At 65.0% G+C, this 24,148-nt stretch carries 19 protein-coding genes and 1 tRNA gene; 10 read left to right on the top strand and 10 right to left on the bottom strand.

What is annotated here, in order from left to right; all coding sequences use genetic code 11:
- The first annotated feature begins 30 nt into the window (after window positions 1-30).
- From pheT to AC1Q5W_RS05890, 4 genes are all read left to right on the top strand, one after another.
- Entirely contained in the window at window positions 31-2,466 is a 2,436-nt protein-coding gene (gene pheT, locus AC1Q5W_RS05905) for a phenylalanine--tRNA ligase subunit beta (RefSeq protein WP_492643213.1), read from the top strand.
- A gap of 35 nt (window positions 2,467-2,501) precedes the next feature.
- A complete protein-coding gene (locus AC1Q5W_RS05900) occupies window positions 2,502-2,819 on the top strand; it encodes an integration host factor subunit alpha (RefSeq protein WP_492643212.1) in 318 nt (105 codons plus the stop codon).
- 122 nt (window positions 2,820-2,941) lie between these two features.
- Window positions 2,942-3,391: a MerR family transcriptional regulator gene (locus AC1Q5W_RS05895; protein WP_492643211.1), complete on the top strand. Its 450-nt coding sequence runs from the start codon at window positions 2,942-2,944 to the stop codon at window positions 3,389-3,391.
- 39 nt (window positions 3,392-3,430) lie between these two features.
- Window positions 3,431-3,507 (top strand) — tRNA-Pro (locus tag AC1Q5W_RS05890).
- A gap of 137 nt (window positions 3,508-3,644) precedes the next feature.
- Here AC1Q5W_RS05890 and AC1Q5W_RS05885 read toward each other — a convergent pair.
- Window positions 3,645-4,280: a hypothetical protein gene (locus tag AC1Q5W_RS05885; RefSeq protein WP_492643210.1), complete on the bottom strand. Its 636-nt coding sequence runs from the start codon at window positions 4,278-4,280 to the stop codon at window positions 3,645-3,647.
- A 164-nt stretch (window positions 4,281-4,444) separates the two neighbouring features.
- Between AC1Q5W_RS05885 and AC1Q5W_RS05880 the strand changes: the two genes are divergently transcribed.
- Window positions 4,445-4,834, top strand: coding sequence for a nuclear transport factor 2 family protein (locus tag AC1Q5W_RS05880; RefSeq protein ID WP_492643209.1), 390 nt, complete (start codon window positions 4,445-4,447; stop codon window positions 4,832-4,834).
- A 1-nt stretch (window position 4,835) separates the two neighbouring features.
- Here the strand turns inward: AC1Q5W_RS05880 and AC1Q5W_RS05875 are convergent, their stop codons facing one another.
- From AC1Q5W_RS05875 to dapC, 7 genes are read right to left on the bottom strand one after another with little or no spacing between them, the layout of a single operon-like run.
- The gene (locus AC1Q5W_RS05875; RefSeq protein ID WP_492643208.1) at window positions 4,836-4,964 is read right to left on the bottom strand and encodes a hypothetical protein; all 129 of its coding nucleotides are present in this window, start codon (window positions 4,962-4,964) and stop codon (window positions 4,836-4,838) included.
- Entirely contained in the window at window positions 4,961-6,904 is a 1,944-nt protein-coding gene (locus AC1Q5W_RS05870; protein ID WP_492643207.1) for an ABC-F family ATP-binding cassette domain-containing protein, read from the bottom strand. The genes AC1Q5W_RS05875 and AC1Q5W_RS05870 overlap by 4 nt, the downstream gene beginning before the upstream one ends.
- A complete protein-coding gene (gene prmB, locus AC1Q5W_RS05865) occupies window positions 6,901-7,788 on the bottom strand; it encodes a 50S ribosomal protein L3 N(5)-glutamine methyltransferase (RefSeq protein ID WP_492643206.1) in 888 nt (295 codons plus the stop codon). Before prmB ends, AC1Q5W_RS05870 begins: the two co-directional genes overlap by 4 nt.
- Window positions 7,785-8,978, bottom strand: coding sequence for a succinyl-diaminopimelate desuccinylase (gene dapE, locus AC1Q5W_RS05860; RefSeq protein ID WP_492643205.1), 1,194 nt, complete (start codon window positions 8,976-8,978; stop codon window positions 7,785-7,787). The genes prmB and dapE overlap by 4 nt, the downstream gene beginning before the upstream one ends.
- Entirely contained in the window at window positions 8,978-10,141 is a 1,164-nt protein-coding gene (locus AC1Q5W_RS05855; RefSeq protein WP_492643204.1) for a PilT/PilU family type 4a pilus ATPase, read from the bottom strand. The genes dapE and AC1Q5W_RS05855 overlap by 1 nt, the downstream gene beginning before the upstream one ends.
- A 28-nt stretch (window positions 10,142-10,169) precedes the next feature.
- Window positions 10,170-10,994: a 2,3,4,5-tetrahydropyridine-2,6-dicarboxylate N-succinyltransferase gene (gene dapD / locus AC1Q5W_RS05850; RefSeq protein ID WP_492643203.1), complete on the bottom strand. Its 825-nt coding sequence runs from the start codon at window positions 10,992-10,994 to the stop codon at window positions 10,170-10,172.
- Between the two features lie 22 nt (window positions 10,995-11,016).
- The gene (gene dapC, locus AC1Q5W_RS05845) at window positions 11,017-12,234 is read right to left on the bottom strand and encodes a succinyldiaminopimelate transaminase (protein ID WP_492643202.1); all 1,218 of its coding nucleotides are present in this window, start codon (window positions 12,232-12,234) and stop codon (window positions 11,017-11,019) included.
- Between the two features lie 140 nt (window positions 12,235-12,374).
- Between dapC and smc the strand changes: the two genes are divergently transcribed.
- The 5 genes from smc to AC1Q5W_RS05820 all read left to right on the top strand — a co-directional run bounded on the left by smc (window position 12,375) and on the right by AC1Q5W_RS05820 (window position 20,533).
- Complete coding sequence (gene smc / locus AC1Q5W_RS05840) at window positions 12,375-15,890, top strand: chromosome segregation protein SMC (protein ID WP_492643201.1); 3,516 nt, start codon at window positions 12,375-12,377, stop codon at window positions 15,888-15,890.
- 7 nt (window positions 15,891-15,897) lie between these two features.
- Entirely contained in the window at window positions 15,898-16,938 is a 1,041-nt protein-coding gene (locus AC1Q5W_RS05835) for a cell division protein ZipA C-terminal FtsZ-binding domain-containing protein (protein WP_492643200.1), read from the top strand.
- Window positions 16,939-16,958: 20 nt separating this feature from the next.
- Window positions 16,959-19,040, top strand: a complete 2,082-nt coding sequence (ligA, locus tag AC1Q5W_RS05830; RefSeq protein WP_492643199.1) for an NAD-dependent DNA ligase LigA — start codon at window positions 16,959-16,961, stop codon at window positions 19,038-19,040.
- On the top strand, window positions 19,040-19,585 hold the full coding sequence (locus AC1Q5W_RS05825; protein ID WP_492643198.1) for a peptide deformylase: 546 nt from the start codon (window positions 19,040-19,042) through the stop codon (window positions 19,583-19,585). The genes ligA and AC1Q5W_RS05825 overlap by 1 nt, the downstream gene beginning before the upstream one ends.
- 105 nt (window positions 19,586-19,690) lie before the next feature.
- Entirely contained in the window at window positions 19,691-20,533 is an 843-nt protein-coding gene (locus AC1Q5W_RS05820; RefSeq protein ID WP_492643197.1) for an HDOD domain-containing protein, read from the top strand.
- A gap of 22 nt (window positions 20,534-20,555) precedes the next feature.
- Here the strand turns inward: AC1Q5W_RS05820 and AC1Q5W_RS05815 are convergent, their stop codons facing one another.
- Window positions 20,556-23,150 carry a [protein-PII] uridylyltransferase gene (locus AC1Q5W_RS05815; RefSeq protein ID WP_492643196.1) on the bottom strand — a complete coding sequence of 865 codons (2,595 nt, stop codon included), beginning with the start codon at window positions 23,148-23,150 and terminating at the stop codon, window positions 20,556-20,558.
- Between the two features lie 29 nt (window positions 23,151-23,179).
- The gene (gene map / locus AC1Q5W_RS05810) at window positions 23,180-24,001 is read right to left on the bottom strand and encodes a type I methionyl aminopeptidase (RefSeq protein ID WP_492643195.1); all 822 of its coding nucleotides are present in this window, start codon (window positions 23,999-24,001) and stop codon (window positions 23,180-23,182) included.
- Window positions 24,002-24,148: the final 147 nt, after the last annotated feature.

Raw genomic sequence — 24,148 nt, 5'->3', positions numbered from 1 at the left:
ATCCGTTCTGCCCCCAACTGATTGAGCACCATGCAATTTCCTGAATCCTGGTTGCGCGCCTTCTGCAACCCACCCCTCTCCACCACGCAACTGGCCGACACGCTGACCATGGCGGGCCTCGAAGTGGAGGAGCTCAAGCCCGTTGCCCCTCCCTTCACCAAGATCGTGGTGGGTGAAATCAAGGAAGCGGTCCAGCACCCGAATGCCGACCGTCTGCGCGTGTGCAAGGTCGACGTCGGACAGACCGCGTTGCTGAACATTGTGTGTGGTGCCCCCAATGCCCGCGTGGGCATTCGCGTGCCCTGCGCCATGGTGGGCGCCGAATTGCCCCCGGGCGAAGATGGCAAGCCCTTTGTCATCAAGGTGGGCAAGTTGCGCGGTGTGGAAAGCGAAGGCATGTTGTGCTCGGCCAAAGAGCTGCAACTGGCCGACGACCACGGTGGCCTGCTGGAGCTGGCGCCGGACGCGCCTCTGGGCCAGGACATTCGCCAGCACCTCAACCTGGACGACACCCTGTTCACTCTCAAGCTCACGCCCAATCTGGCGCACTGCCTGAGCGTTTATGGTGTGGCGCGCGAAGTGGCGGCCCTGACCGGCGCGCCCTTGCAGGCGCCTACCTTTCCGGCCGTTCCGGTGACCAACGGCGACACGCTTGCTGTCAAGATCAGCGCGCCCGACCTGTGCGGGCGTTTCTCGGGCCGCGTAGTGCGCAACCTCAACACCAAGGCCGCCACACCCCAGTGGATGGTGGACCGGCTGGCGCGTTGCGGCCAGCGCAGTGTCACCGCCTTGGTCGATATTTCCAACTACGTCATGTTCGAGCTGGGACGTCCATCCCACATTTTCGATCTGGACAAGATTGCCGGCGGGCTGGATGTGCGCTGGGGCAAAGCCGGTGAACAGCTCAAGCTGCTCAACGGCAATACCGTCACCGTGGACGAAAAAGTGGGTGTGATTGCCGATGACGCCCAGGTGGAATCCCTGGCGGGCATCATGGGCGGTGACGCCACGGCCGTCTCCGACGACACCCAGAACGTCTATGTGGAAGCCGCATTCTGGTGGCCCAAGGCGATTGCCGGACGCTCGCGCCGCTTCAATTTCTCCACCGATGCCGGGCACCGCTTTGAGCGGGGCGTGGACCCCAGCCTGACGGTCGAGCACATTGAGTACATCACCCGGCTCATCATCGACATTTGTGGCACTCCTGGCACCAGCTGCGGCCCGGTGGATGACCAGCAGGTCAAGATGCCGGTGGCGGCACCGGTCAGCCTGCGCGTGGCCCGTGCAGCCAAGGTCATCGGCATGCCGATCACCCAGGCGCAGTGCGTGAATGCCCTGGCGGGTCTGGGCCTTGCCGTTACCCAAACCGAAGGCGTGGTCACGGTCACACCGCCGTCCTACCGCTTCGACCTGCAGATTGAAGAGGACCTGATCGAAGAAGTGATCCGCATGGTGGGCTACAACCACCTGCCGCACACGCCGCCATTGGCGCCTGTCACTGCCAAGGTCCGTACCGAGTCCCAGCGCAGTCCCTTTGCCGTGCGCCGCTCGCTGGCCGCCCTGGGCTACCAGGAAACCATCAATTTCAGCTTTGTCGAAGAAAGTTGGGAACACGGGCTGGCGGGCAACCCCAACCCCATCAAGCTGCTCAACCCCATTGCCAGCCAGATGAGCGTCATGCGCTCCTCGCTGCTGGGTTCGCTGTTGCAGGTGCTCAAGTTCAATCAGGCCCGCAAGGCCCAGCGCGTGCGCGTGTTCGAACTCGGCCGCGTGTTCCTGCGTGATGCGTCCGTCACCAGCACCCACAGCACGGTGGAAGGTTTCCGCCAACCCATGCGCATTGCCGGTCTGGCCAGCGGCACGGCCGACGCCCTGCAGTGGGGCCGCAAGGAGCAGGCTGTGGACTTCTTTGACGTCAAAGGCGATGTCCAGGCCCTGCTGGCTCCCTTGCCCGTTGCGTTTGCCCCCGGCGACCACCCGGCCATGCACCCCGGCCGTTGCGCGCAGGTCTTGCTGCATGACCAGGTGATCGGCTTCGTGGGCGAGCTGCACCCCAAGTGGCGCCAGGAGTTCGACCTGGTCCAGGCACCGGTGCTGTTTGAGCTGGAGCTGGACCCGGTCCTGCAGCGCAACGTGCCGGCGTTCAAGCCGGTGGCCAAGTTCCAGCCGGTGCAGCGCGACATTGCCGTGGTGGTGGGTGATCAGGTTACCCATGCCGCACTCATGGCCGCTATCTGGGCTGCGCCCACGGCCGGTTTGCTGCGCGACGCCCAGCTGTTTGACATCTACCGCCCCAAAGCCGCCAAGGACGCACCCGCGAGCGACGCCAGCACCGACCGCAGTCTGGCTGTACGGTTGACGCTCAACAGCGACGACGCCACGCTGACCGAAGAGCAGATCGAATCCGCCGTGAAAGCGGTGGTCGACCAGCTCACCACCAGCCTGGGTGCCCGTCAGCGGGTCTGATCCGGCCGAACCGTCAAAAAAAGAATCGAGGAAACATGGATTTTTCTGTTGAAAGTCTGGAAACCCCGGCATTGACCAAGGCGCAACTGGCGGATCTGCTGTTTGAGCAGATTGGCCTCAACAAGCGCGAGTCCAAGGACATGATCGACGCTTTTTTTGACCTCATCGCTGCCAGCCTGGTGGATGGAACCGACGTCAAGATTTCCGGCTTCGGCAACTTCCAGATCCGTACCAAGGCCCCGCGGCCGGGGCGCAACCCGCGCACGGGCGAGGCCATCCCCATCCAGGCTCGCCGGGTGGTCACCTTCCACGCCAGCCACAAGCTCAAAGAGCAGATCCAGGACGTGACCTGAGCCGGCATGCCGTTGTTTTAGCAACGGCGCCCCGGGATTCTGCTGGTCTTCTCAATCAGTCTTTGCGTTGCGACGAAAGTTAGAGTAACCTCTACGGTTTGCTTCGTACTGCATTGATTTCAATGGAGAAAACCCTTCCCCCCATTCCCGCCAAACGCTACTTCACCATCGGTGAGGTGGGCGATTTGTGTGGCGTCAAGCCCCACGTGCTACGGTATTGGGAGCAGGAATTCACGCAGCTGCGCCCCATGAAGCGGCGTGGCAATCGCCGCTACTACCAGCACCACGAAGTGCTGATGATCCGTCGCATTCGCGATCTGCTGTACGACCAGGGCTTCACCATCAGCGGCGCGCGCAACAAGATGCAGGAGTTGCTGCAAAGCGAGCGTGACAAAAAGCGCAACGGCGAGGTCATGCTGGACGGTGTTGACGTTCTGGAGGTCGATGATACGGACCTGGACGACTTCGAAGACACCCATGCTTTTGAGCTGCCCGAACCCGGTTCAGCCCAACTCATGCACTTCCGGCGAGAATTGTTTGAAATTCGCGAGCTGCTGACCCCCGAAGTTTGAAAATTCGCCCTCAGTCCGGGGTATAATTCAAGGCTAGATCGGTGTGTGGCGCAGCCTGGTAGCGCACTTGCATGGGGTGCAAGGGGTCGAAGGTTCGAATCCTTTCACACCGACCAACGAATCAAGGACCTAGCTTCGCAAGGAGCTAGGTCCTTTCTTCTTTCTGGCCCCTGGATTGCCGTCTGCCGCATTTGTTTGTGGTCAGGACATAAAAAACCCAGCGCAAGGCTGGGTTCGATTGCCGATGGGGCGATTATTTACCGCCGTGGCCACCGCCACCGCCACCGCCACCGCCACCGCCACCCCCGCCGCCACCTCCACCATGGCCGCCACCGCTACCTCCGCGGCTGCCGCCACTGGAGTAGCCCGCATGGTTGGTGCCCGTACCCGTACTGCTACGGCCGCTGTGCTTGCCGCTGCTGGTGGAGCGGCTGGCGTGCTGGGTACCCGACTTTTTGCCGGTACTTTTCTTGCTGGCACCGTCTTTGTCGGCGTCAGAGCGCTTGCTGGTTTTGGCTTCTTTTGCCTCTTTGGCCTGATCCGCACGCCGTGCGGCGCTCACCACGTCACCCAGCCGCACGCCCAGGGAGTTGGCGATTTGTCCCCAACCCATGCCCTGGGCACGCTGTGACAGCACGCCCTGGCGGGCCGTGGCCAGTTGCGCGGATGTCGGGTTGGTAATGCCCTGCTTGGTCAGGCTGGCGCGGGCCAGCGAAGTGGACAGGTCGTTGACGCCCTCGGTGCTCTGCGTGGGGGCGGTCTTGGGGGTTGGCGCAGGCGCGGGGGCCGGTGCGGGTGGGGGCGTCACGGTCTGGGCAAAGGCCGTCACGCCGGCCAGCAGGGCCGCTGCGCTGAGGGCCCGTGCGAGGGGGAGTTTGTCGAATCGCATGAAAACCACCTTCCAATCGGTTTATGGGAAAAATACACATGCATTCTAGGTAGCGTCCCTGTTGGAAGCGGTGTCGATTTGTTACCAGGTGTTGGGGTTGTTGCAGGGGGCTGACGGCCCGTTGGCGCTATGCTTGCGCCATTCCTGAACCACCAAGGCGACCCATGACGATCAATGCACTGACCCGCTGGCACCACTTGGTGGAGAGCCGCAACGCCAACGGGCTCGACGCCCTGCTGGCAGATGACGCCGTTTTTTACTCCCCGGTGGTGCACACGCCGCAAGTGGGCAAGGCGGTCACCAAACAGTATCTCGCAGCGGCCCTGCATGTGTTTGTGAACCCGACCTTCCGCTATGTGCGCGAGGTGGTGGGCAGCCACGACGCAGTGCTGGAGTTTCAGGTGGAGATCGAGGGCATTGCCGTGAACGGCGTGGACATGCTCAAGTGGAACGACGCCGGGCAGATTGTGGAGTTCAAGGTGATGCTGCGTCCCTTGCAGGCCATGAACCTGATCCACCAGAAAATGGCGGCCCTGCTGCAGGCCAAGCCTTAGTTCAGCAGAACATCAGCGCCAGCAGGGCGGCGTCGTCGGCCCAGTTGAGCAGGGCGTAGCCCGCCAGCCGGTAGGCCAGGGCAACGGCCTGTTCGACCAAGTACTCGGCGTTCAGCAGCGGGGCGTTCACGTTCCGGCCGACTCCAGCTTGCTGGACAGCTCCAGCCATCGGTCTTCCAGCTGCGCCAGTTCGTCGTTCACCACCTTCAGGCTGCGGCCAATCTCGGCGATCTCTGTCGGGTGCGGGTTGGTGGAGAGGCGGTTTTCCAGCGCCGCGCCTTCCCCGTTGAGCACGGCCATGCGGGCTTCCACATCTTGCAACTCTTTCCGGACCTTGGGCGAGGTGTCGCCCTTGGCCTTGGGCTTGGCGGCCACCGGTGCTGCAGCGGTTTTGGCTGGCGCCTTGGCGGCCTCCTTGGCTTCCTCGCGCTGGCGCTTGGCCTCGTCCAGCAGGTAGCGCTGGTAGTCGTCCAGGTCGCCGTCGAAAGGCTCCACACCGCCACGCGACACCATCCAGAACTCGTCGCACACGGCGCGCAGCAGGGCGCGGTCGTGGCTGACCAGCATCACCGTGCCTTCGAACTCGTTGAGCGCCATGGACAGCGCCTCGCGTGTGGCCAGATCCAGGTGGTTGGTGGGCTCGTCCATCAGCAAGAGGTTGGGGCGCTGCCACACCAGCATGCACAGCACCAGGCGGGCCTTCTCGCCGCCGCTCATGCTGCCCACGGCCTGCTTGACCATGTCGCCGCCGAAATTGAAGGTGCCCAGGAAGCTGCGCAAATCCTGCTCGCGGGTCTGCTGGCCAGCGATCTTGCCCGCGGCCGTCAGGTCCTTGACCAGGCGGATCATGTGCTCCAGCGGGTTGTCCGCCGGGCGCAGCACGTCGAGTTCCTGCTGGGCAAAGTAGCCGATGTTCAAGCCCTTGCCTTCGGTGATTTCACCGCTCAGGACCTTCAGGTCGCGCGCAATGGTCTTCACCAGCGTTGACTTGCCTTGGCCGTTGGCGCCCAGGATGCCGATGCGCTGGCCGGCCAGCACCGAGCGGTTGATGTGGCGCACGATGGTGGTGGGCGGCGTGCCCTCGGGCGCGCCTTCGGGCGGCGGGTAGCCCACGCTGATGTCGCTCATGGACAGCATGGGGTTGGGCAGGTTGGCCGGTTCCTTGAACTCGAAGGTGAAGTCCGCCTCGCTGAGCAGCGGCGCAATCTTTTCCATGCGGTCCAGCGCCTTGACCCGGCTTTGCGCCTGCTTGGCCTTGCTGGCCTTGGCCTTGAAGCGGGCGATGAATTTCTGCAGGTGGGCAATCTTGTCCTGCTGCTTGGAATAGGCGTTTTGCTGCAGCTCCATCTGCTCGGCGCGCATGTCCTCGAACTTACTGTAGTTGCCGCCGTAGCGCACCAGTTTGGCCGCGTCGATGTGCAGGGTGACGTTGGTCACCGCGTCCAGGAATTCGCGGTCGTGGCTGATGACGATCATGGTGCCTTCGTACTTCTTGAGCCAGGCTTCCAGCCAGACCAGGGCGTCCAGGTCCAGGTGGTTGGTGGGTTCGTCCAGCAGCAGCAGGTCCGACGGGCACATCAGCGCGCGCGCCAGCTGCAGGCGCATGCGCCAGCCGCCGGAGAAGCTGTTGACCGGGTTGTTTAGCTCGGTGGTCTTGAAGCCCAGGCCCAGGATCAGCGCCTGGGCGCGTGCGGCGGCGTCGTGCTCGCCGGCGTCGCCCAGCTCCGTGTAGGCGTGGGCCATGCGGTTGTAGTCGTCGGTGGCCTCGGCTGCGGCCACTTCCTGGCGCGCGGCCAGCAGCACGGTGTCGCCCTCGACCACAAATTCGGTGGCGCTTTGCTCGGTTTCGGGCATGTCCTGTGCGACCTGGCCCATGCGCCACTGGGGCGGAATGAAGTATTCGCCGGCGTCCTCATGCAGGTTGCCGTTGAACAGGGCAAACAGCGAGGACTTGCCGGCGCCGTTGCGTCCCACCAGGCCGACTTTTTCGCCCGGGTTGAGGGTGACGGACGCGCCATCGAGCAACACCTTGGCGCCGCGGCGCAAGGTGACATTTTTCAGAGTGATCATTTCAAAAGCGCTTCGCGCGTGAGGAGCAGGACCTGGTCTTCACCAGCGCTGGTTTCGAGCCAGACCACTTCCAGTTGGGGAAATGCGGCTTCAAAGTGGTGGCGTTCATGGCCGATTTCGAGCACCAGCACGGCGTCGGGAGCCATGTGCTGCGGGGCGCTTTTCAGTAGGGTGCGGACAAAGTCCATGCCGTCGCCGCCGCCGGCCAGGGCCAGGGCGGGCTCGGCCCGGTATTCCGCGGGCAGCTCGGCCATGCTCTGGGCGTTGACGTAGGGCGGGTTGCACAGGATCAGGTCAAACGGGCCGCGCGCCTGCAGGGCGGGCGCGCCGAGACCGTCGGACTCCAGCAGGGCAATGCGGTCTTGCAGGCTGTGCTTGTCCACATTGATGCGGGCCACGGCCAGGGCGTCTGGCGACAGGTCGGAGGCGGTCACCGCCACATCGGGGTAGACCATGGCCGCCAGAATGGCCAAGCTGCCGTTGCCGGTGCACAGGTCCAGCACGTTGTGCGTGGTTTCCTTCAGCCAGTAGTCGATGCTGCCGTCCACCAGCAGCTCGGCAATCAGCGAGCGGGGCACGATGGCACGCTCGTCCACATAAAACGCCACACCCTGCAGCCAGGCCTCACGCGTGAGGTAGGCGGCGGGTTTGCGGGTGGCAATGCGTGCTTCCAAAAGTGTAGCTACCCGCGCAGCATCTGCGGGCGCTACAGCCTGATTGGCTATGGAATCTTCGCCCTCCAGCGCGGCGTCCAGCGGCAGGCCCAGGCACCACAGCACCAGCCAGGCGGCTTCATCACGTGCGTTGGTGGTGCCGTGGCCAAACGAAACGTGGGCCTGCGTGAGCTGTTGCGCACCGGATTCAATCAGTTCAAGCAGGGTCATGCGCGGGCCTGGCGTTCCAGATTCTCCAGCACGCGCCGGTAGATGTTTTTCAGCGGTTCGATGTCGGCCACGGCCACATACTCGTTGATCTTGTGGATGGTTCCGTTGGGTGGGCCCATCTCGATCACCTGCGGGCAGATCTGGGCGATGAAACGCCCGTCGCTGGTGCCGCCGGTGGTGGAGAGCTGGGTCTGCAGCCCGGTTTCCGCCAGGATGGCGTCGCGCGCGGCGTCCACCAGCGTGCCAGGGGTGGTCAGAAAGGGCAGGCCGCCTACGGTCCAGGTCAGGTCGTATTCCAGCTCGTATTTCTCCAGCACGCGGGTCAGGCGGGTCTGCAGGGACTCGGGCGTGGATTCGGTGGAAAAGCGGAAATTGAAGTCGACCACCACCGCGCCGGGAATGATGTTGCTGGCTCCCGTGCCGCCGTGGACGTTGCTGACCTGCCAGGTGGTGGGCGGGAAAAAGTCGTTGCCCCGGTCCCACTCGATGGTGACCAGCTCCGCCAGCGCGGGCGCCAGCAGGTGGATGGGGTTCTTGGCCAGGTGCGGGTAGGCAATGTGGCCCTGCACGCCCTTGACCGTGAGCTTGCCGCTCATGGTGCCGCGCCGGCCGTTCTTGATCATGTCGCCGGTGCGCTCCACCGCCGTGGGCTCGCCCACGATGCAGTAGTCCAGCGTTTCGCCCCGCGCCTTCAGGGCGTTGCAGACCACCACCGTGCCGTCGTTGGCCGGGCCCTCTTCGTCGCTGGTGAGCAGCAGGGCCATGCCCAGGGCGGGCTGGGGGTTGGCGAGCAGGAATTCTTCGATGGCCACCACGAAGGCGGCCAGTGAGGTCTTCATGTCGGCGGCGCCGCGGCCGTACAGCTTGCCGTCGCGCACGCTGGGGGTAAACGGGGCGCTGTCCCACTCGGTCACGGGGCCGGTAGGAACCACGTCGGTGTGGCCGGCGAATACCAGGGTTTTGCTGGGCGCTATGGATTTGCTAGCTGTCTGCGCAATATTGGCGGGCGTTCCGGCCCGTTTTGCCCACAAATTGGTGACCGAGAACTCGGCCGGGCCGCTGGTGATGGTCTCGCAGGCAAAACCCAGCTTGGCCAGCCGCTGTGCGATGAGTTCCTGGCAGCCCACGTCGGCAGGGGTGACCGAGGCCCGCGCAATCAGTTGCTCGGCCAGTTGCAGTGTTTTTGACATCAATGGGTTACGTCCAGGGTGATTTCGGTGAAGGACGCTTCGTCGTCTTCCTCGTGCGTGGTTGCCGCCGGCTGGGCGGCCTTGGTGAAGTCGTTTTGCAGGCGCCACATCAGGTTGGTGGGGGAGTCGGCGTGGGCCAGGCCTTCCTTGCGGTCGACCACGCCGTCCACGATCAGGCGGGCGATGTCGTGTTCGAACGACTGCGAGCCTTCGGCCATGGACTTTTCCATGGCTTCCTTGACGCCGGAGAAGTCGCCTTTTTCAATCAGCTCGGCCACCAGCTTGGAGTTGAGCAGCACTTCGATGGCGGGCACGCGGGCGCCCGAGGTGGTGCGCAGCAGGCGCTGCGAAACCACGGCCTTCAGGGCCGCTGCCAGATCGCCCAGCATGGTCTGGCGCACTTCCACCGGGTAGAAGCTCAGGATCCGGTTGAGGGCCTGGTAGCTGTTGTTGGCGTGCATGGTGGCCAGGCACAGGTGGCCCGACTGGGCATAGGCAATGGCCGCCGACATGGTCTCGCGGTCGCGGATTTCGCCGATCAGGATCACGTCGGGCGCCTGGCGCAGCGCGTTCTTCAGGGCCACCTGCAGCGACTGGGTGTCCGAGCCGATCTCGCGCTGGTTGATCACGGAGCGCTTGTTCTTGAACAGAAATTCGACCGGGTCCTCGATCGTCAGGATGTGGCCGGAAACACTTTCATTGCGGTAGTCGATCATGGACGCCAGCGTGGTGCTCTTGCCGGCACCGGTGGCGCCCACCATCAGGATCAGGCCGCGTTTTTCCATGATCAGCTCACCCAGCACCGGCGGCAGCGAGAGGTTGGCCAGTGGCGGAATGTCGACCGAAATGTAGCGGATGACGGCGGCAATGGTGCCGCGCTGGCGCATGGCGCTGACCCGGAAACGCCCCACGCCGTCCAACGGGAAGCCCATGTTGAGCTCGCCCTCGGCATCGAGTTCGGCCATGCGCTCGGGCGGCAGCACCTCGGCCAGCAGGTTGCGCGGGGCGTCCGCCGGCAACGACTGGTTGTTGATGGGCACGCACTGACCGTTGATCTTGATGAGGGCGGGCGAATGCGCGGACAGGTAGATGTCCGAAGCCTTCTTTTCGCTCATCAGACGGAGAATGCGCTCCATCGTGCCGGATGCGTTGGTCGTTGCCATAGGTCAGCCTTCGTGGAAGTCGGAAAACTCAGTCGCGCAGCAGGTCGTTCAAGCTGGTGGTGGCGCGGGTCTTGGCGTCCACGCGTTTGACGATCACCACGCAGTACAGGCTGTACTTGCCGCCGGCCTTGGGCAGGTTGCCCGACACCACCACCGAACCGGCGGGAATGCGGCCGTAGGTCACGGTGTCGGCTTCGCGGTCGTAGATGGGGGTGCTCTGGCCGATGTACACGCCCATGGAGATGACCGAGTTTTCTTCCACGATCACGCCTTCGACCACCTCGGAGCGCGCACCGATGAAGCAGTTGTCTTCAATGATGGTGGGGTTGGCCTGCATGGGTTCGAGCACGCCGCCAATGCCGACGCCGCCGGAGAGGTGCACGTTCTTGCCGATCTGGGCGCAGGAACCCACAGCCGCCCAGGTGTCGACCATGGTGCCTTCGTCCACGTAGGCGCCGATGTTCACGAAGCTGGGCATCAGGATGGCACCCTTGGCCACATAGCTGCCGCGCCGCGCCACGGCTGGCGGCACCACGCGCACGCCGGTGGCGCGCATTTCTTCGGGCGACAGGTCGGCAAACTTGGTGGGCACTTTGTCGTAGAAGCCCAGCTGGCCGGCCTGGATGATGGCGTTGTCCTTGAGGCGGAAGCTCAGCAGCACCGCCTTCTTGATCCACTGGTGGGTGGTCCACTGGCCCACGCCATCGCGCGTGGCAACCCGCAGGCTGCCGCTATCGAGGCCCTGGATGACGTGTTCCACGGCATCGCTGACTTCCTTGGACGCGGTCTGCAGGGAGATATTGGCGCGGTCTTCCCACGCGGCGTCGATGATTTGCTGGAGTTGTTGGCTCATGGTGTCGGTTCTACGTTGAAATTCAGGTTCGGGATTGCACAAACTGGACGATGCGCTGGGCCGCTTCCACGCACTCGGCGGTTTCGGCGACCAGGGCCATGCGAATGCGGTTGGCACCGGGGTTGAACCCCCGCGCCTCGCGGGCCAGGAAACTGCCTGGCAAAACAGTCACATTGTAAAGAGCCAGCAGGTCGCGGGCAAAGTCGGTGTCGCTGCCCGGAACCTTGGCCCACAGGTAGAAACCGGCATCGGGCAGGGCCACGTCCAGCACGCCGGCCAGCATGGGGGTCACCTGCGCAAACTTGGCCCGGTACTGGTCGCGGTTGTCCTGCACGTGCTGTTCGTCATCCCATGCGGCAATGCTGGCTTTCTGCACCACGGTGCTCATGGCGCTGCCGTGGTAGGTGCGGTACAGCAGGAACTGTTTGACCAAGGCCGCATCACCGGCCACAAACCCGCTGCGCATGCCTGGCACGTTGCTGCGCTTGGACAGGCTGGTGAAGGCCAGCAGGTTCTTGAAGTCGGTGCGGCCCAGGCGGGCGGCGGCTTCCAGGCCGCCCAGTGGCGGCTCGTCGCGAAAGTAGATTTCGCTGTAGCACTCGTCGGAGGCAATCACGAAGCCGTGGCGGTCGCTCAGGGCAAACAGCTTCTGCCATTCTTCCAGTGGCATGACGGCACCGGTCGGGTTGCCGGGCGAGCAGACGAACAGCAGCTGCGTGCGGGCCCACACGGCGTCGGGCACGCTGTCCCAGTCCTGGGCGAAATTGCGCGCCGGGTCCGAGGGCACGAAATACGGCTGCGCGCCGGCGAGCAGGGCGGCGCCTTCATAGATCTGGTAGAACGGGTTGGGGCTGACCACCAGCACCGGCTCGTCGGCCCGGGTCTGCCGCGCGGGGTCGACCACGGTCTGGGCAAAGGCGAACAGCGCCTCGCGCGAGCCGTTGACCGGCAGCACCTGGGTGGCCACGTCCAGGTTCAGCCCGTAGCGGTGGTGCAGCCATTGCACGATGGACTGGCGCAGCGCCACGTCGCCGGCCGTGGCCGGGTAGACGGAGAGCCCGCCCTGCGGGTCCATGATGGCGTCGCAGTAGGCCTGCTTGATCAGCTGTGGGGTGGCGTGCCGGGGTTCGCCAATGCCCAGACTGATGGGGCGAAAGGCGGGATTGGGGGTGACCGTGGCAAATAACTGGCGCAGGCGCTCAAAGGGGTAGGCCTGCAGGCGCGACAAATTCGGATTCATGGGGTGGCATTATCCCTGAGCGGTCGCGGGCAGGGGGCGGGGCGGGCGGGTTTCCCACGGTATCATCGCAGGGTGGAGCTCCCGGTGGAAGTCCATAAAGATCAATGAAATCAACTGCTTAGCTTAAGTTCCTTACTTACGTGCGTCTCAATTCCATCAAGTTATCCGGGTTCAAATCGTTTGCGGAACCCACCAACTTCCTTTTGCCGGGTCAATTGGTAGGGGTGGTCGGGCCGAACGGTTGCGGCAAATCCAACATTATGGATGCCGTGCGCTGGGTGCTGGGTGAGAGCAAGGCCAGCGAGTTGCGTGGCGAGTCCATGCAGGACGTGATTTTCAACGGCACCACCAGCCGCAAGCCGGCCAGCCGCTCCAGCGTGGAACTGGTGTTCGACAATTCCGACCACCGTGCCGGCGGCCAGTGGGGCCAGTTTGGCGAGATTGCCGTCAAGCGCGTGCTGACGCGCGATGGCACCTCCAGCTATTTCATCAACAACCAGCCGGTGCGCCGGCGCGATGTGCAGGACGTGTTCCTGGGCACCGGCCTGGGGCCACGCGCCTACGCCATCATTGGCCAGGGGACCATCGCCCGCATCATCGAGTCCAAGCCCGAGGAGCTGCGCCTGTTTCTGGAGGAAGCCGCGGGCGTCTCCAAATACAAGGAACGCCGCCGAGAGACCGAGAACCGCCTCGCCGACACCCGCGAGAACCTGACCCGCGTCGAAGACATCCTGCGGGAACTCGGCACCAACCTCGAACGGCTGGAAAAGCAGGCCGAGGTGGCCCAGAAATACAACGCCCTGCAAAGCGATGTCACTCTCAAGCAGCACCAGCAGTGGTTCTTGAAACGGGCCGAGGCACTGGCGGACCAGGCCAAGGTGCAGGCCGACGGCCTGGGGGCCGTCAACGCGCTGGAAAGCCGCATGGCCGATCTGCGCCACATCGAAGCCGATCTGGAGACCGTGCGCCAGGCCCACTACGCGGCAGGCGACCAGGTCAACCAGGCGCAGGGCCTTCTGTACGAGGCCAGCACCGATGTCGGGCGCCTGGAAGCCGAAATTCGCTTCGTGGTGGAGGGCCGCCAGCGCGCCGAGCAGCGCCTGCAGACGCTGCAGGAACAGGTGGACCAATGGGCCACCCGCAAGGACGATGCACTGGCCGAAATCGAGCGCCTGGCCGAACTGGCCTTGCTGGGCGACGAGCAAACCGAACTGCTGGCCGCCCAGGTGGAAGAGCAGGCGCAACAATTGCCCGAGCTAGAAGACGCCCTGGGTGCGGCACAGACCGCCGCCAACGACCAGCGCGGCGGCGTCATGCAGGTGCAGCAGCAAATCCAGGTGCTGGCGGCCGAGCAGCGCAGCATCGAGGAACAGTTCCGCCAGGTCTCCAACCGGCACGAACGTCTGAGCGCCGACCGCAACGCGCTGGCCGCCCCGGACGAAGACCGCTTGCAAAGCCTGCAGCTGCAGCTGGAAGAGGCGCAGGAAGCCAGCGCCGTGGCCGATGCCCGCTTGCAGGAGCTGTCCGAGCTGCTGCCCCAGCGCGACGAGGCGCGGCGCACCCAGCAGCAGATCGTCAACACCGAGTCGGCCCGTCAGGCCGATCTGTCGGCCCGCCTGGAAGCCCTCAAGGCACTGCAGGAAAAAGTCAAGACCGACGGCAAGCTGCAGCCCTGGCTGGCAAAGCATGGGCTGGACAACCTGCAGGGTCTGTGGAGCCGCATCCACATCGAGCAGGGCTGGGAAAACGCGCTGGAAGGCGCCTTGCGCGAACAGCTGGGTGCCCTGGAGGTATCGCGTCTGGAGATGGTGCGCGCCTTTGCCAGTGATGCACCGCCCGCCAAGCTGGCGTTTTTCAGCCCGCCGCAGGCGGCAGTGCCCGAACGCGCAGCCGCATTGCCGCGTCTGGCTGACCTGCTGCGCGTTAACGATGCCGGACAGAAAGCCGTGTTGGCCGACTGGCTGCAGGGCTGCTACACCGCCGCCAGTTTTGAAGACGCGCTGGCCCAGCGCGACAAGCTGCAACCCGGCGAGCGCATCTACGTGCAGTCGGGCCATGTGGTGTCGCCCCACAGCGTGAGCTTTTATGCGCAGGATTCCGAACAGGCCGGCTTGCTGGCCCGCGCGCAGGAAATCGAGAACCTGGAGAAGCAGCTGCGCGGCCAGGCACTGATTGCCGAGGAGGCCCACGCCGCGCTGGTGCGCGCCGAAGCCGCCTATGCCGATGCCTCGCAGCGCCTGGCAGGCGTGCGGCGCGAAGCCGCCGACGCGCAGACCCAGGCCCACACCCTGCAGGTCGAGACCTTACGCCTGTCACAGCAGGCCGAGCAGGCGCGTGCGCGCAGCGCGCAGATCGATGCCGACCTGGCCGAAGTGCAGGCCCAGCTGGACGACCTGCAGGAGCGGCGTGTCACCGCCGAGGGGCGTTTCGAGTCGCTGGACATGCAGCTGGCCGATAGCCAGGAACGCCATGCGCAGCTGGAAGAGCGGGTGATCGAAGCCCAGCGCAAGCTGGCCCAGTGCCGCGAGCAGCAACGCGGCCTGGAGCGCCAGGCGCAGGAAGCCGCGTTTGCGCAGCGCAGCCTGCAGGCGCGCAATGCCGAGCTGGCCCGCACCATTGACACCGCCACCCAGCAAACCGACGCCGTCCACGCCGAGGCGCAGCGCGCCCGCGATGAACTGACGCGCCTGACCGACGCTGCCGCCCAGGCCGGGCTGCAAAACGCCCTGGCGCTCAAGCTGGAGCGCGAGCAGGCCCTGGGCGCCAAACGCAGCGAATACGACGACCTTACCGCCAAGCTGCGCGCCAGTGACGAGCGGCGCATGCAGCTCGAGCGCGAGTTGGAGCCGCTGCGCCAGCGCATCACCGAATTTCAGCTCAAGGAGCAGGCCGCACGGCTGGGCTTTGAGCAGTACGAGCAGCAGCTGCTGGACGCCCAGGCCGACCTGGAGGCCGTGGAGCGTTCCATCCAGGAAGGTAATGTGCGGCTCACCGGCATGCAGAGCGAAATCGACCGCCTGCACCGCGAAATAGCCGCGTTGGGAGCCGTCAACCTGGCTGCGCTGGACGAGTTGGCCGCTGCCCGCGAGCGCAAGCAGTTCCTGGATGCTCAGAACGTGGACCTGTCGCAGGCCATGCAGACGCTGGAAGACGCCATCCGCAAGATCGACGGCGAAACCCGCGAAATGCTCTCGGGCACCTTCGACCAGGTCAACCAGCACTTCGGGCGCATGTTCCCCGAGCTGTTTGGTGGCGGCAATGCGCGCCTGGTCATCACCGGCGATGAAATCCTGGATTCCGGCGTACAGGTCATTGCGCAGCCGCCGGGCAAGAAGAACCAGACCATCCATTTGCTGTCGGGCGGAGAGAAAGCCCTGACGGCCATTGCGCTGGTGTTCGCCATTTTTCAACTCAACCCGGCGCCGTTTTGCCTGCTCGACGAGGTGGACGCGCCGCTGGACGACGCCAACACGGAACGCTATGCCAAGCTGGTGCGCAGCATGAGCAAGGAAACCCAGTTCCTGTTCATCAGCCACAACAAGATCGCCATGGAAATGGCCGAGCAACTGATCGGCGTGACCATGCAGGAGCAGGGCGTGTCGCGTATCGTGGCGGTGGACATGGAATCAGCCATCACGCTGGCCGAGCTGGCGTAATACAAACATGAGCAATTTACAGATTGGATTGGCAATCGCAGGCGGCGTAGTGCTGGCTGCCGTGGTGGCCCATGGCGCCTGGAGTTCGCGTCGCAACGCGCCGCGCCAGGCCTCACCCGAGGAGTCCGCCGGTTCCCCGGCCGAAGCCCTGCGCGAGCCCACGCTCACCGGGGACACCATGGACCCGCCGCCCTTTACCCTGCCCCAGGTGGCCCGCCGCCCGGTCATGGACTCGCTGATCGACGTCATCGCCACCATTGCCCTGGACGGCCCGGCCACCGCGGTGTCGGGCGAGGCCGCGCTGGCGGCGCTGCCCGCAACCCGCCGGGTTGGCAGCAAGCCTTTTGCCGTGGAGGGCTACAACCTGCAGTCGCTGGTGTGGGAGCCCCCGGCACCCGGCCAGCGCTATGGCGGGTTCCAGACCGGGGTGCAGCTGGCCAACCGCTCGGGCGCGCTCAACGAAATCGAATACTCCGAGTTCGTCGTCAAGACCCAGGCCTTTGCCGACGCGATCAACGGCACGCCCGAATTCCCGGAAATGCGTGACGAAGTGGCCCGCGCCCGCGAGCTCGACCAGTTCGCCAGCGCGCATGACGCGCAGCTGGGCTTCACCATCCGGGCCCGCAACGCCTCCTGGAGCCCCGGCTACATCCAGCAGAGCGCTGCACGGCTGGGCTTTGTGCCGGGCGTCCTGCCCGGGCGCATGGTGCTGCCGGCCGCCGAGGAGGGCCTGGCGCCCGTGCTCGTGCTCGGCTATGACTCCCAGGCCGCCCTGGCGGAGGACCCCGCCCAGTCGGCCATACGCGACATCACCCTGCACCTGGACGTGGCCCAGGTGGACCGTGCCGAGCGCCCGTTCGAGCGCATGCGCGAAGTGGCCACCGCCCTGGCCCAGACCATGGAAGGCGTGGTTACCGACGACAACGGCCAACTGCTGACGGCGCAGACCATGGACGTGATCGGCACCGAGTTGCAAACCCTGTATGACACGCTGGAGCAGCGCGACCTGGCTGCCGGCTCCATGCTGGCTCGCCGTCTGTTTTCCTGAGTGTGCTGCGGGGTCACGGCATGACCAACCTCGATCTGTTTGCAGAACCTGCGCCCGCGGACGGAGCGGGGCACGCACGCATGCTGGTCCTGCACGGGCTGTTGCACCAATATGCCCACCAGTATTACGTGCTGGACGCCCCCAGCGTTCCCGACGCCGAATACGACCGCCTGTTCCAGGAGTTGCAGGCCCTGGAGTCGGCGCACCCCGAGTGGGTCACGGCCGACTCGCCGACGCAGCGCATAGGCGGCAAGCCGCTGGAGCAGTTTGCCGCGGTGCGCCACGCCGTGCCCATGCTGAGCATCCGCACCGAAACCGATACCGAGGCCAGTGGCGCCCAGGCCTTCGACGCCCGGGTGCGCAAGGAGCTGGGCCTGGCGGAGACCGATCCACCCGTGGAGTACGTGGCCGAACTCAAGTTCGACGGACTGGCGATGAACCTGCGGTACGAGCAGGGGGTTCTGGTGCAGGCCGCCACCCGCGGTGACGGCGAAACCGGTGAGGACGTGACGCAGAACATCCGCACGATCGGGCAGGTGCCGCTGCGCATCACGGGCCAGATTCCGTCTGTGCTGGAAGTGCGTGGCGAGGTCTACATGCGCCGTGACGATTTCGAGGCCCTCAACGAAAAGCAGCGTGAGAAGGGCGAGAAGACCTTTGTCAATCCGCGCAACGCCGCCGCCGGCGCCGTGCGCCAGCTCGACTCCGGCATCGCTGCCCAGCGGCCGCTGAGTTTCTTTGCCTACGGCGTGGGCGAGGTGACGCCAGCGGAGCAGGGCGGTCCGGTCTTCAGCACCCATTTTGGTCTGCTGCAGACCCTGAAATCATGGGGTTTTCCGGTCGCGGAGCAGGTAACTACTGCGCAGGGTGCTCCTGAATTGATAGCGTATCACCAGCGCATCGGTGCCAGCCGGGACCAGCTGCCCTACGACATCGATGGCGTGGTCTACAAGGTCAACAGCCTGGCGCTGCAGCAGCAGCTGGGCTTTGTGACCCGCGAGCCACGCTGGGCCGTGGCCCACAAATACCCGGCGCAGGAGCAGGTGACCCGGGTTTTGGGCATTGACGTGCAGGTGGGGCGCACCGGCAAGCTCACGCCGGTGGCACGGCTGGATCCGGTGTTTGTGGGCGGGACCACCGTGTCCAACGCCACGCTGCACAACCTGTTTGAACTGCGCCGAAAAGGCGTTCGGGTGGGCGACATGGCCATCGTCCGCCGCGCGGGCGACGTGATTCCCGAGGTGGTTGGCGTCGTCAACAGCGGCCCCCGGGCTTCCTACGTGCCAAACTTCCGCATGCCCCGCACCTGCCCGGTGTGTGGCAGCGCCGTGGTGCGCGAAAAAGCCGAAGTCAACCACCGCTGCACCGGCGGCCTGTTCTGCAGTGCCCAGCGCAAGCAGGCCATCCTGCACTTCGCCCAGCGCCGCGCCGTGGAGGTGGAGGGCCTGGGCGACAAACTGGTGGACCAGCTGGTGGACGGCGGTGTCGTCAATACCCTGCCCGATCTCTATCGCCTGGGCTTGACCGCGCTGGCGGCGCTGGACCGCATGGCCGACAAGTCCGCGCAGAACCTGCTGCAGGCGCTGGAGCAATCCAAGCAGACGACGCTGCCGCGTTTCCTGTTTGGTCTGGGCATCCGCCATGTGGGCGAGGCCACGGCCAAGGCGCTGGCGCGGCATTTCGGTTCGCTGGACGCCATCATGGATGCCACCGCCGAGCAGTTGCTCGAAGTCGCCGACGTGGGCCCCATCGTGGCCGAGAGCATTCGCACCTTCTTCGACCAGCCGCACAACCGTGAGGTGGTGGAGCAGTTGCGCGCCTGCGGCGTGACCTGGGCCGAGGGAGAACCGGCTGCGCAGACCCCCAAGCCGCTGGCGGGCAAGACCTTTGTCATCACCGGCACGCTGCCCACCCTGGGCCGCGATGCCGCCAAGGACCTGCTGGAAGCCGCCGGCGCCAAGGTGGCCGGCTCGGTGAGCAAGAAGACGGATTACGTGCTGGCCGGTACGGAGGCCGGCAGCAAACTGGCCAAGGCGCTGGAACTGGGCGTGGCTGTGATCGACGAAGCGGCCATGCTGGCCCTGCTGCAGGAGAGCAACTGATGGCCGTGCGTGAAATCCTCAAAATGGGCGATCCGCGCCTGCTGCGCGTGGCGCCGCCGTTGTCCGCCGATGCCTTCGATTCGGACGCCCTGCACCTGCTTGTCAGCGATCTGCTCGACACCATGCGCGCCGTCAATGGTGCCGGCCTGGCGGCACCGCAAATCGGGGTCGACCTGCAGGTGGTGGTCTTTGGCTCGCGCGATGCCAACCCCCGCTATCCGGACCGCCCGCAGGTGCCGCCCACGGTGCTGCTCAACCCGGTGATTACGCCGCTGGTGGAGGCCGAGGAGTGGGACTGGGAAGGGTGTCTGTCGCTGCCCGGGATGCGGGGTGTGGTGCCGCGCTGGTCGCGCATCCGGTACACCGGGTTTGACCAGTATGGCGACCCGATTGACCGCACGGTGGATGGCTTCCATGCGCGGGTGGTGCAGCATGAGTGCGACCACCTGATCGGCAAGCTCTACCCCATGCGGATGCGCGACTTCACCCAGTTCGGCTATACGGATGTGTTGTTTCCCGGAGTCGCAGCGGCCGAGGACGATTGATGGTTCATGTATGCTGTCGCACAGTCGTACTTTTTTCCATTGAAGTAATTTTTTCGCCGTGTTGACGTCCATTTCCATGCCATTTTCCGGGGTGCGCGCGCCATGATGAGTGCCGAACTCAGCAAGAAGCTGACCGCTGCCGTTGAAAACATGCCGGCATTCCCCAAGAGCGTGCAGAAAATCATCGAGTTGACGCGCGACGCCAACTGCACGCCCAAGGACCTGGTTGAAGTGATCGACAAGGATCCGGTGGTCACGGTCAAGATCCTCAAGGTCGTCAATTCCGCGTACTACAGCCTGCCCAAGCAGGTCACCTCCATTGGCCACTCGGTGGTGTTCCTGGGGTTCAACACCATCAAGAACCTGGCGCTGTGCATCGCGGCCATCGGCATGCTGCCCAAGGAAAACGAGGCCGGTTTCGACGGCCAGCAGTACCTGCTGCATTCGCTGGCCACGGCCGGCATTGCCAAGCAGCTGGCGCAGCGCGTGCAGAACGCCGATCCCATGGATTGCTTCATTGCCGGCTTGCTGCACGACTTTGGCAAGGTGGTGCTGGCCCAGTACATGCCGGAAGAATTCCGCACCGCACTGGAGATCAGCAAGCGCCAGGGCACCTCCTTGCATCTGGCCCTGCGCGAAGTCATTGGCGCGGACCATGCGGTGGTGGGCGCCATGCTGGTAGAGAAATGGCGCTTTGCGCCCCCTCTGGTGGAAACCATCCGCAACCAGTACGGGCACGACCTGGCTGACACCGACATGATTGCCTGCGTCTTTGCCGCCAACCAGATCAGCAAGAAGCTCAAGTTCGGTTTTGGCGGCAACGCGTGCATCGAAGAGCTGCCACCCGCCATTGCCCAGCGCCTGGGCGGCTCGCTGGACACGGTGATTGCGTCGCTGGGCGACTTGACCCCGGTCTTCGAGGAAGCCCTGATTTTTTCCAAGATCTGAGCGGCACTGCGCCGCCGCGTGCTCAAGCCGACAGCGCCTGCAGCAGCTCGGTCTCGATCTCGATCTGTGCCTTGTTGTGCTGCAGTTCGGGGCCGTCGATCAGGAACGTGTCTTCCACCCGTTCGCCTAGCGTGGCCACCTTGGCCAGCTGCAGGTTGATACGGTGTTTGGCCAGCACCCGGGCTACGCTGTAGAGCAGGCCCATGCGGTCGCTGGCTGAAATGTTCAGCAACCAGCGTTGTGCCTTTTCGTCCGGGCTCAGGGTCACACGCGGGGTCACCGGAAAACTCTTCACCCGCCGCGACACGCGACCCCGGCTGGGCGCGGGCAGGGGGCCGGCGTCGGCAATGGCCTTGGACAGGCCGCTTTCCAGCAGGCTGCTGACTTCTCGGTACTCCTCCGGCGGAGCCGAGGTGGTGATCTGGAAGGTGTCCAGCGCGTGCCCGTTCTTGGCGGTGTGGATGCGCGCGTCCAGGATGCTGAAGCCGCCCTGGTCGAAGTAGCCACAGATGCGGGCAAACAGGTCCGGCTGGTCGGGGGCGTAGACCAGCACCTGCAGGCCCTCGCCGGCGGGCGAGCGGCGCGCCCGCACGATGGCCTGTTTTGAGTCCACCAGGCGCGACAGCTGGCGGGTGTGCCAGGCGATGTCGCCGGCGTCGTGGCGCATGAAATACCCCACGTCCAGTGCATCCCACAGGTGTTTGTGGGCTTCAAAGGGCAGGGAGTGCATGGCCACCAGGATCAGGGCCTCGCGCTTGCGGGCCTCCACCTCGGCGTCGGGATCGGGGGCGCGCCCGCCCAGCGCCCGCGCGGTGTAGCGGTACAGGTCTTCCAGCAGCTTGCCCTTCCAGGCATTCCATACCTTGGGCGAGGTGCCGCGGATGTCGGCCACGGTGAGCAGGTACAGCGCGGTGAGCTGGCGCTCGTTGCCGACCCGCTTGGCAAAGTCGGCAATCACCTGGGGGTCGCTCAGGTCGGACTTCTGCGCGATCTGGCTCATGGCCAGGTGCTCGCGCACCGCAAACTCGATCAGCTGTGCGTCTTCGCGGGCAAATCCGTGCTGTTTGCAGAAGCGCCGCACCTCTGCCGCGCCCAGCTCCGAGTGGTCGCCGCCGCGGCCTTTGGCAATGTCGTGGAACAGGGCGGCCACGTACAGCAGCCAGGGCTTGTCCCAGCCGGCGGCCAGCTGCGAACAAAAAGGGTATTCGTGCGCGTGCTCCACGATGAAAAAACGGCGCACGTTGCGCAGCACCATCAGGATGTGCTGGTCCACCGTGTACACATGGAACAGGTCGTGCTGCATCTGCCCCACGATCTTGCGGAATACCCACAGGTAGCGGCCCAGGATCGAGGTCTGGTTCATCAGCCGCATGGCGTGCGTGATGCCCTGGGGCTGCATGAGGATCTGGCGGAATGTCTCGCGGTTCACCGGGTCGCTGCGAAAGCGCGCGCCCATCAGGTCGCGCGTGTTGTACAGGGCGCGCAGGGTGCGCGCCGACAGGCCCTTGATGCCGACGGTCTGTTGGTAGACCAGGAAGGTTTCCAGAATGGCGTGCGGCTCGCGCACGTAGAGGTCGTCGCTGACCACGTCGAGCATGCCGGCCTTGTCGTTGAAATGGGCGTTGATGCGCTGCGGCGCGTGGGTGGAGGGGTTGAGCCGTTCCTCGATGTTGAGCAGCAGGATCTGGTTGAGCTGGGCGACGGCCTTGGCCGCCCAGTAGTAGCGCTTCATCAGCGTTTCGCTGGCGCGTATGAACGATTTCCGGTTCGTGCCCTGGGCCGAGGAGGCGTAGCCAAATGATTCGGCCACGGCGTTTTGCATGTCGAAGACCAGGCGGTCTTCGCGGCGGCCGGCGATCAGGTGCAGGCGGGCGCGGATGAGCAGCAGCAAGGACTCGTTGCGCTGGATCTGCCGCACTTCAAACGGCGTGGCCAGGCCGCTGGTGGCCAGGGCGTTCCAGTTGGTGCCGTAGCCCGCCGCCTTGGCCACCCACAGGACGACCTGCAGGTCGCGCAGCCCCCCGGGCGACTCCTTGCAATTGGGTTCCAGCGCGTAGGGCGTGTTTTCGTACTTGGTGTGGCGCTGGTGCATTTCCAGCGTCTTGGCGACGAAGAAGGCCTGGGGGTCCAGGGCCGCAAAGAAGGCCTTCTGGAACTGCGCCACCAGCGCGGCGTTGCCGGTCACGAGGCGGCATTCCAGCAAGGCGGTTTGCACGGTCACGTCTTTTTCGGCTTCGGCCAGGCAGTTGCTCAGGGTGCGCACGCTGGAGCCGATCTCCAGCCCGGAATCCCAGCAGCTGCCGATGAAGGCCTCAATCCGGCCTTTCAGCGCGGCGTCTTCTTCGGGGGCAGCGCCATCCGGCAGCAGCAGCAGCACGTCCACGTCGGAGTGGGGAAACAGCTCGCCGCGCCCGTAGCCGCCGACGGCCAGCAGGGCCTGGGGCGACTGCAGGCCGGCGTGCTCCCACAACTGGATGAGAAGGCCATCGGCCAGCTGCGACAGGCGGTGCAGGGCCTTGCGCACGTCCCGCGCGCTGGCGCCGCGCGCGCCAATCGCCTGCAGCAGCAGGGTTTTCTGGGCACGGTAGTCGGCGCGCAGCGCCTGCAGGTCAGCCATGGGACGTTGCGTGCCGCCGTGCCGTGGGGTCAGGCGGCGGGCTGCGCCGGGACAAACGCCGGGATGGGCGGGCTGCCGGCGGAGAGGGTCAGCACTTCGTAACCGGTCGGGGTGACCAGAATGGTGTGCTCCCACTGGGCCGACAGCGAGCGGTCCTTGGTGACGATGCTCCAGCCGTCTTTCTCGGGGCCTTCCTTGATGTCCTTGCCGCCGGCGTTGATCATGGGCTCGATGGTGAAGGTCATGCCCGCTTCCAGCCGTTCCAGCGTACCCGGGCGGCCGTAGTGCAGCACCTGGGGCTCCTCATGGAAGCCCTGGCCGATGCCGTGGCCGCAGAACTCGCGCACCACGCTGAAACCGTGGGCCTCGGTGAATTTCTGGATCGCGTGGCCGATGTCGCCCAGGTGGATGCCGGGCTTGACCAGCATGATGCCGTGCCACATGGCCTCGTAGGTGATGGTGCACAGGCGCTTGGCGGCAATAGAGACATCGCCCACCATGAACATGCGGCTGGAGTCGCCATGCCAGCCGTCCTTGATGACGGTGACGTCCACGTTGACGATGTCGCCTTTCTTGAGCGGCTTGTCGTTGGGAATGCCGTGGCAGACCTGGTGGTTGATCGAGGTGCAGACCGACTTGGGGTAGGGCGTGCTGCCGCCGCCCATGTAGTTCAGCGGCGCGGGAATGGCGTGCTGCACCTGGGTGATGTAGTCGTGGGCCAGCTTGTCGATTTCGTTGGTGGTCACACCGGGCTTGACGAAGGGGGTCAGGTAATCCAGCACTTCCGCCGTCAGCCGGCCGGCCAGGCGCATGCCTTCGATGCCCTGGGCGTCTTTGTAGGTAATTGTCATGCCCCAATTATCCCCGAGGGGATGCTTTCCTGCTGGTGCCGGCGCTTTTGCGCCGGTGCCCGGCAAACGGGCGGGTCCGGCGGGTAAAATCAGCAGTCTTCGCATGCAGGCCCAGTCAGCGCTTGTTGCGTGACTGTTTCCTCAACG

Source organism: Rhodoferax sp. MLSD5-FHT05B10, from assembly GCF_058793415.1.
This window is presented reverse-complemented; position numbering and strand designations above follow the sequence as displayed.

Excerpts from the sequence above, each read along its gene's own strand:
- dapE (WP_492643205.1), bottom strand. The coding sequence starts at position 8,978 with ATGTCAAAAACACTGCAACTGGCCGAGCAACTGATTGCGCGGGCCTCG.
- ligA (WP_492643199.1), top strand. The coding sequence starts at position 16,959 with ATGACCAACCTCGATCTGTTTGCAGAACCTGCGCCCGCGGACGGAGCG.
- AC1Q5W_RS05870 (WP_492643207.1), bottom strand. The coding sequence starts at position 6,904 with ATGATCACTCTGAAAAATGTCACCTTGCGCCGCGGCGCCAAGGTGTTG.
- AC1Q5W_RS05895 (WP_492643211.1), top strand. The coding sequence starts at position 2,942 with ATGGAGAAAACCCTTCCCCCCATTCCCGCCAAACGCTACTTCACCATC.
- AC1Q5W_RS05900 (WP_492643212.1), top strand. The coding sequence starts at position 2,502 with ATGGATTTTTCTGTTGAAAGTCTGGAAACCCCGGCATTGACCAAGGCG.
- AC1Q5W_RS05855 (WP_492643204.1), bottom strand. The coding sequence starts at position 10,141 with ATGGCAACGACCAACGCATCCGGCACGATGGAGCGCATTCTCCGTCTG.
- AC1Q5W_RS05880 (WP_492643209.1), top strand. The coding sequence starts at position 4,445 with ATGACGATCAATGCACTGACCCGCTGGCACCACTTGGTGGAGAGCCGC.
- AC1Q5W_RS05885 (WP_492643210.1), bottom strand. The coding sequence starts at position 4,280 with ATGCGATTCGACAAACTCCCCCTCGCACGGGCCCTCAGCGCAGCGGCC.
- map (WP_492643195.1), bottom strand. The coding sequence starts at position 24,001 with ATGACAATTACCTACAAAGACGCCCAGGGCATCGAAGGCATGCGCCTG.
- dapD (WP_492643203.1), bottom strand. The coding sequence starts at position 10,994 with ATGAGCCAACAACTCCAGCAAATCATCGACGCCGCGTGGGAAGACCGC.
- AC1Q5W_RS05825 (WP_492643198.1), top strand. The coding sequence starts at position 19,040 with ATGGCCGTGCGTGAAATCCTCAAAATGGGCGATCCGCGCCTGCTGCGC.
- AC1Q5W_RS05835 (WP_492643200.1), top strand. The coding sequence starts at position 15,898 with ATGAGCAATTTACAGATTGGATTGGCAATCGCAGGCGGCGTAGTGCTG.
- dapC (WP_492643202.1), bottom strand. The coding sequence starts at position 12,234 with ATGAATCCGAATTTGTCGCGCCTGCAGGCCTACCCCTTTGAGCGCCTG.
- AC1Q5W_RS05815 (WP_492643196.1), bottom strand. The coding sequence starts at position 23,150 with ATGGCTGACCTGCAGGCGCTGCGCGCCGACTACCGTGCCCAGAAAACC.
- pheT (WP_492643213.1), top strand. The coding sequence starts at position 31 with ATGCAATTTCCTGAATCCTGGTTGCGCGCCTTCTGCAACCCACCCCTC.
- AC1Q5W_RS05820 (WP_492643197.1), top strand. The coding sequence starts at position 19,691 with ATGAGTGCCGAACTCAGCAAGAAGCTGACCGCTGCCGTTGAAAACATG.
- prmB (WP_492643206.1), bottom strand. The coding sequence starts at position 7,788 with ATGACCCTGCTTGAACTGATTGAATCCGGTGCGCAACAGCTCACGCAG.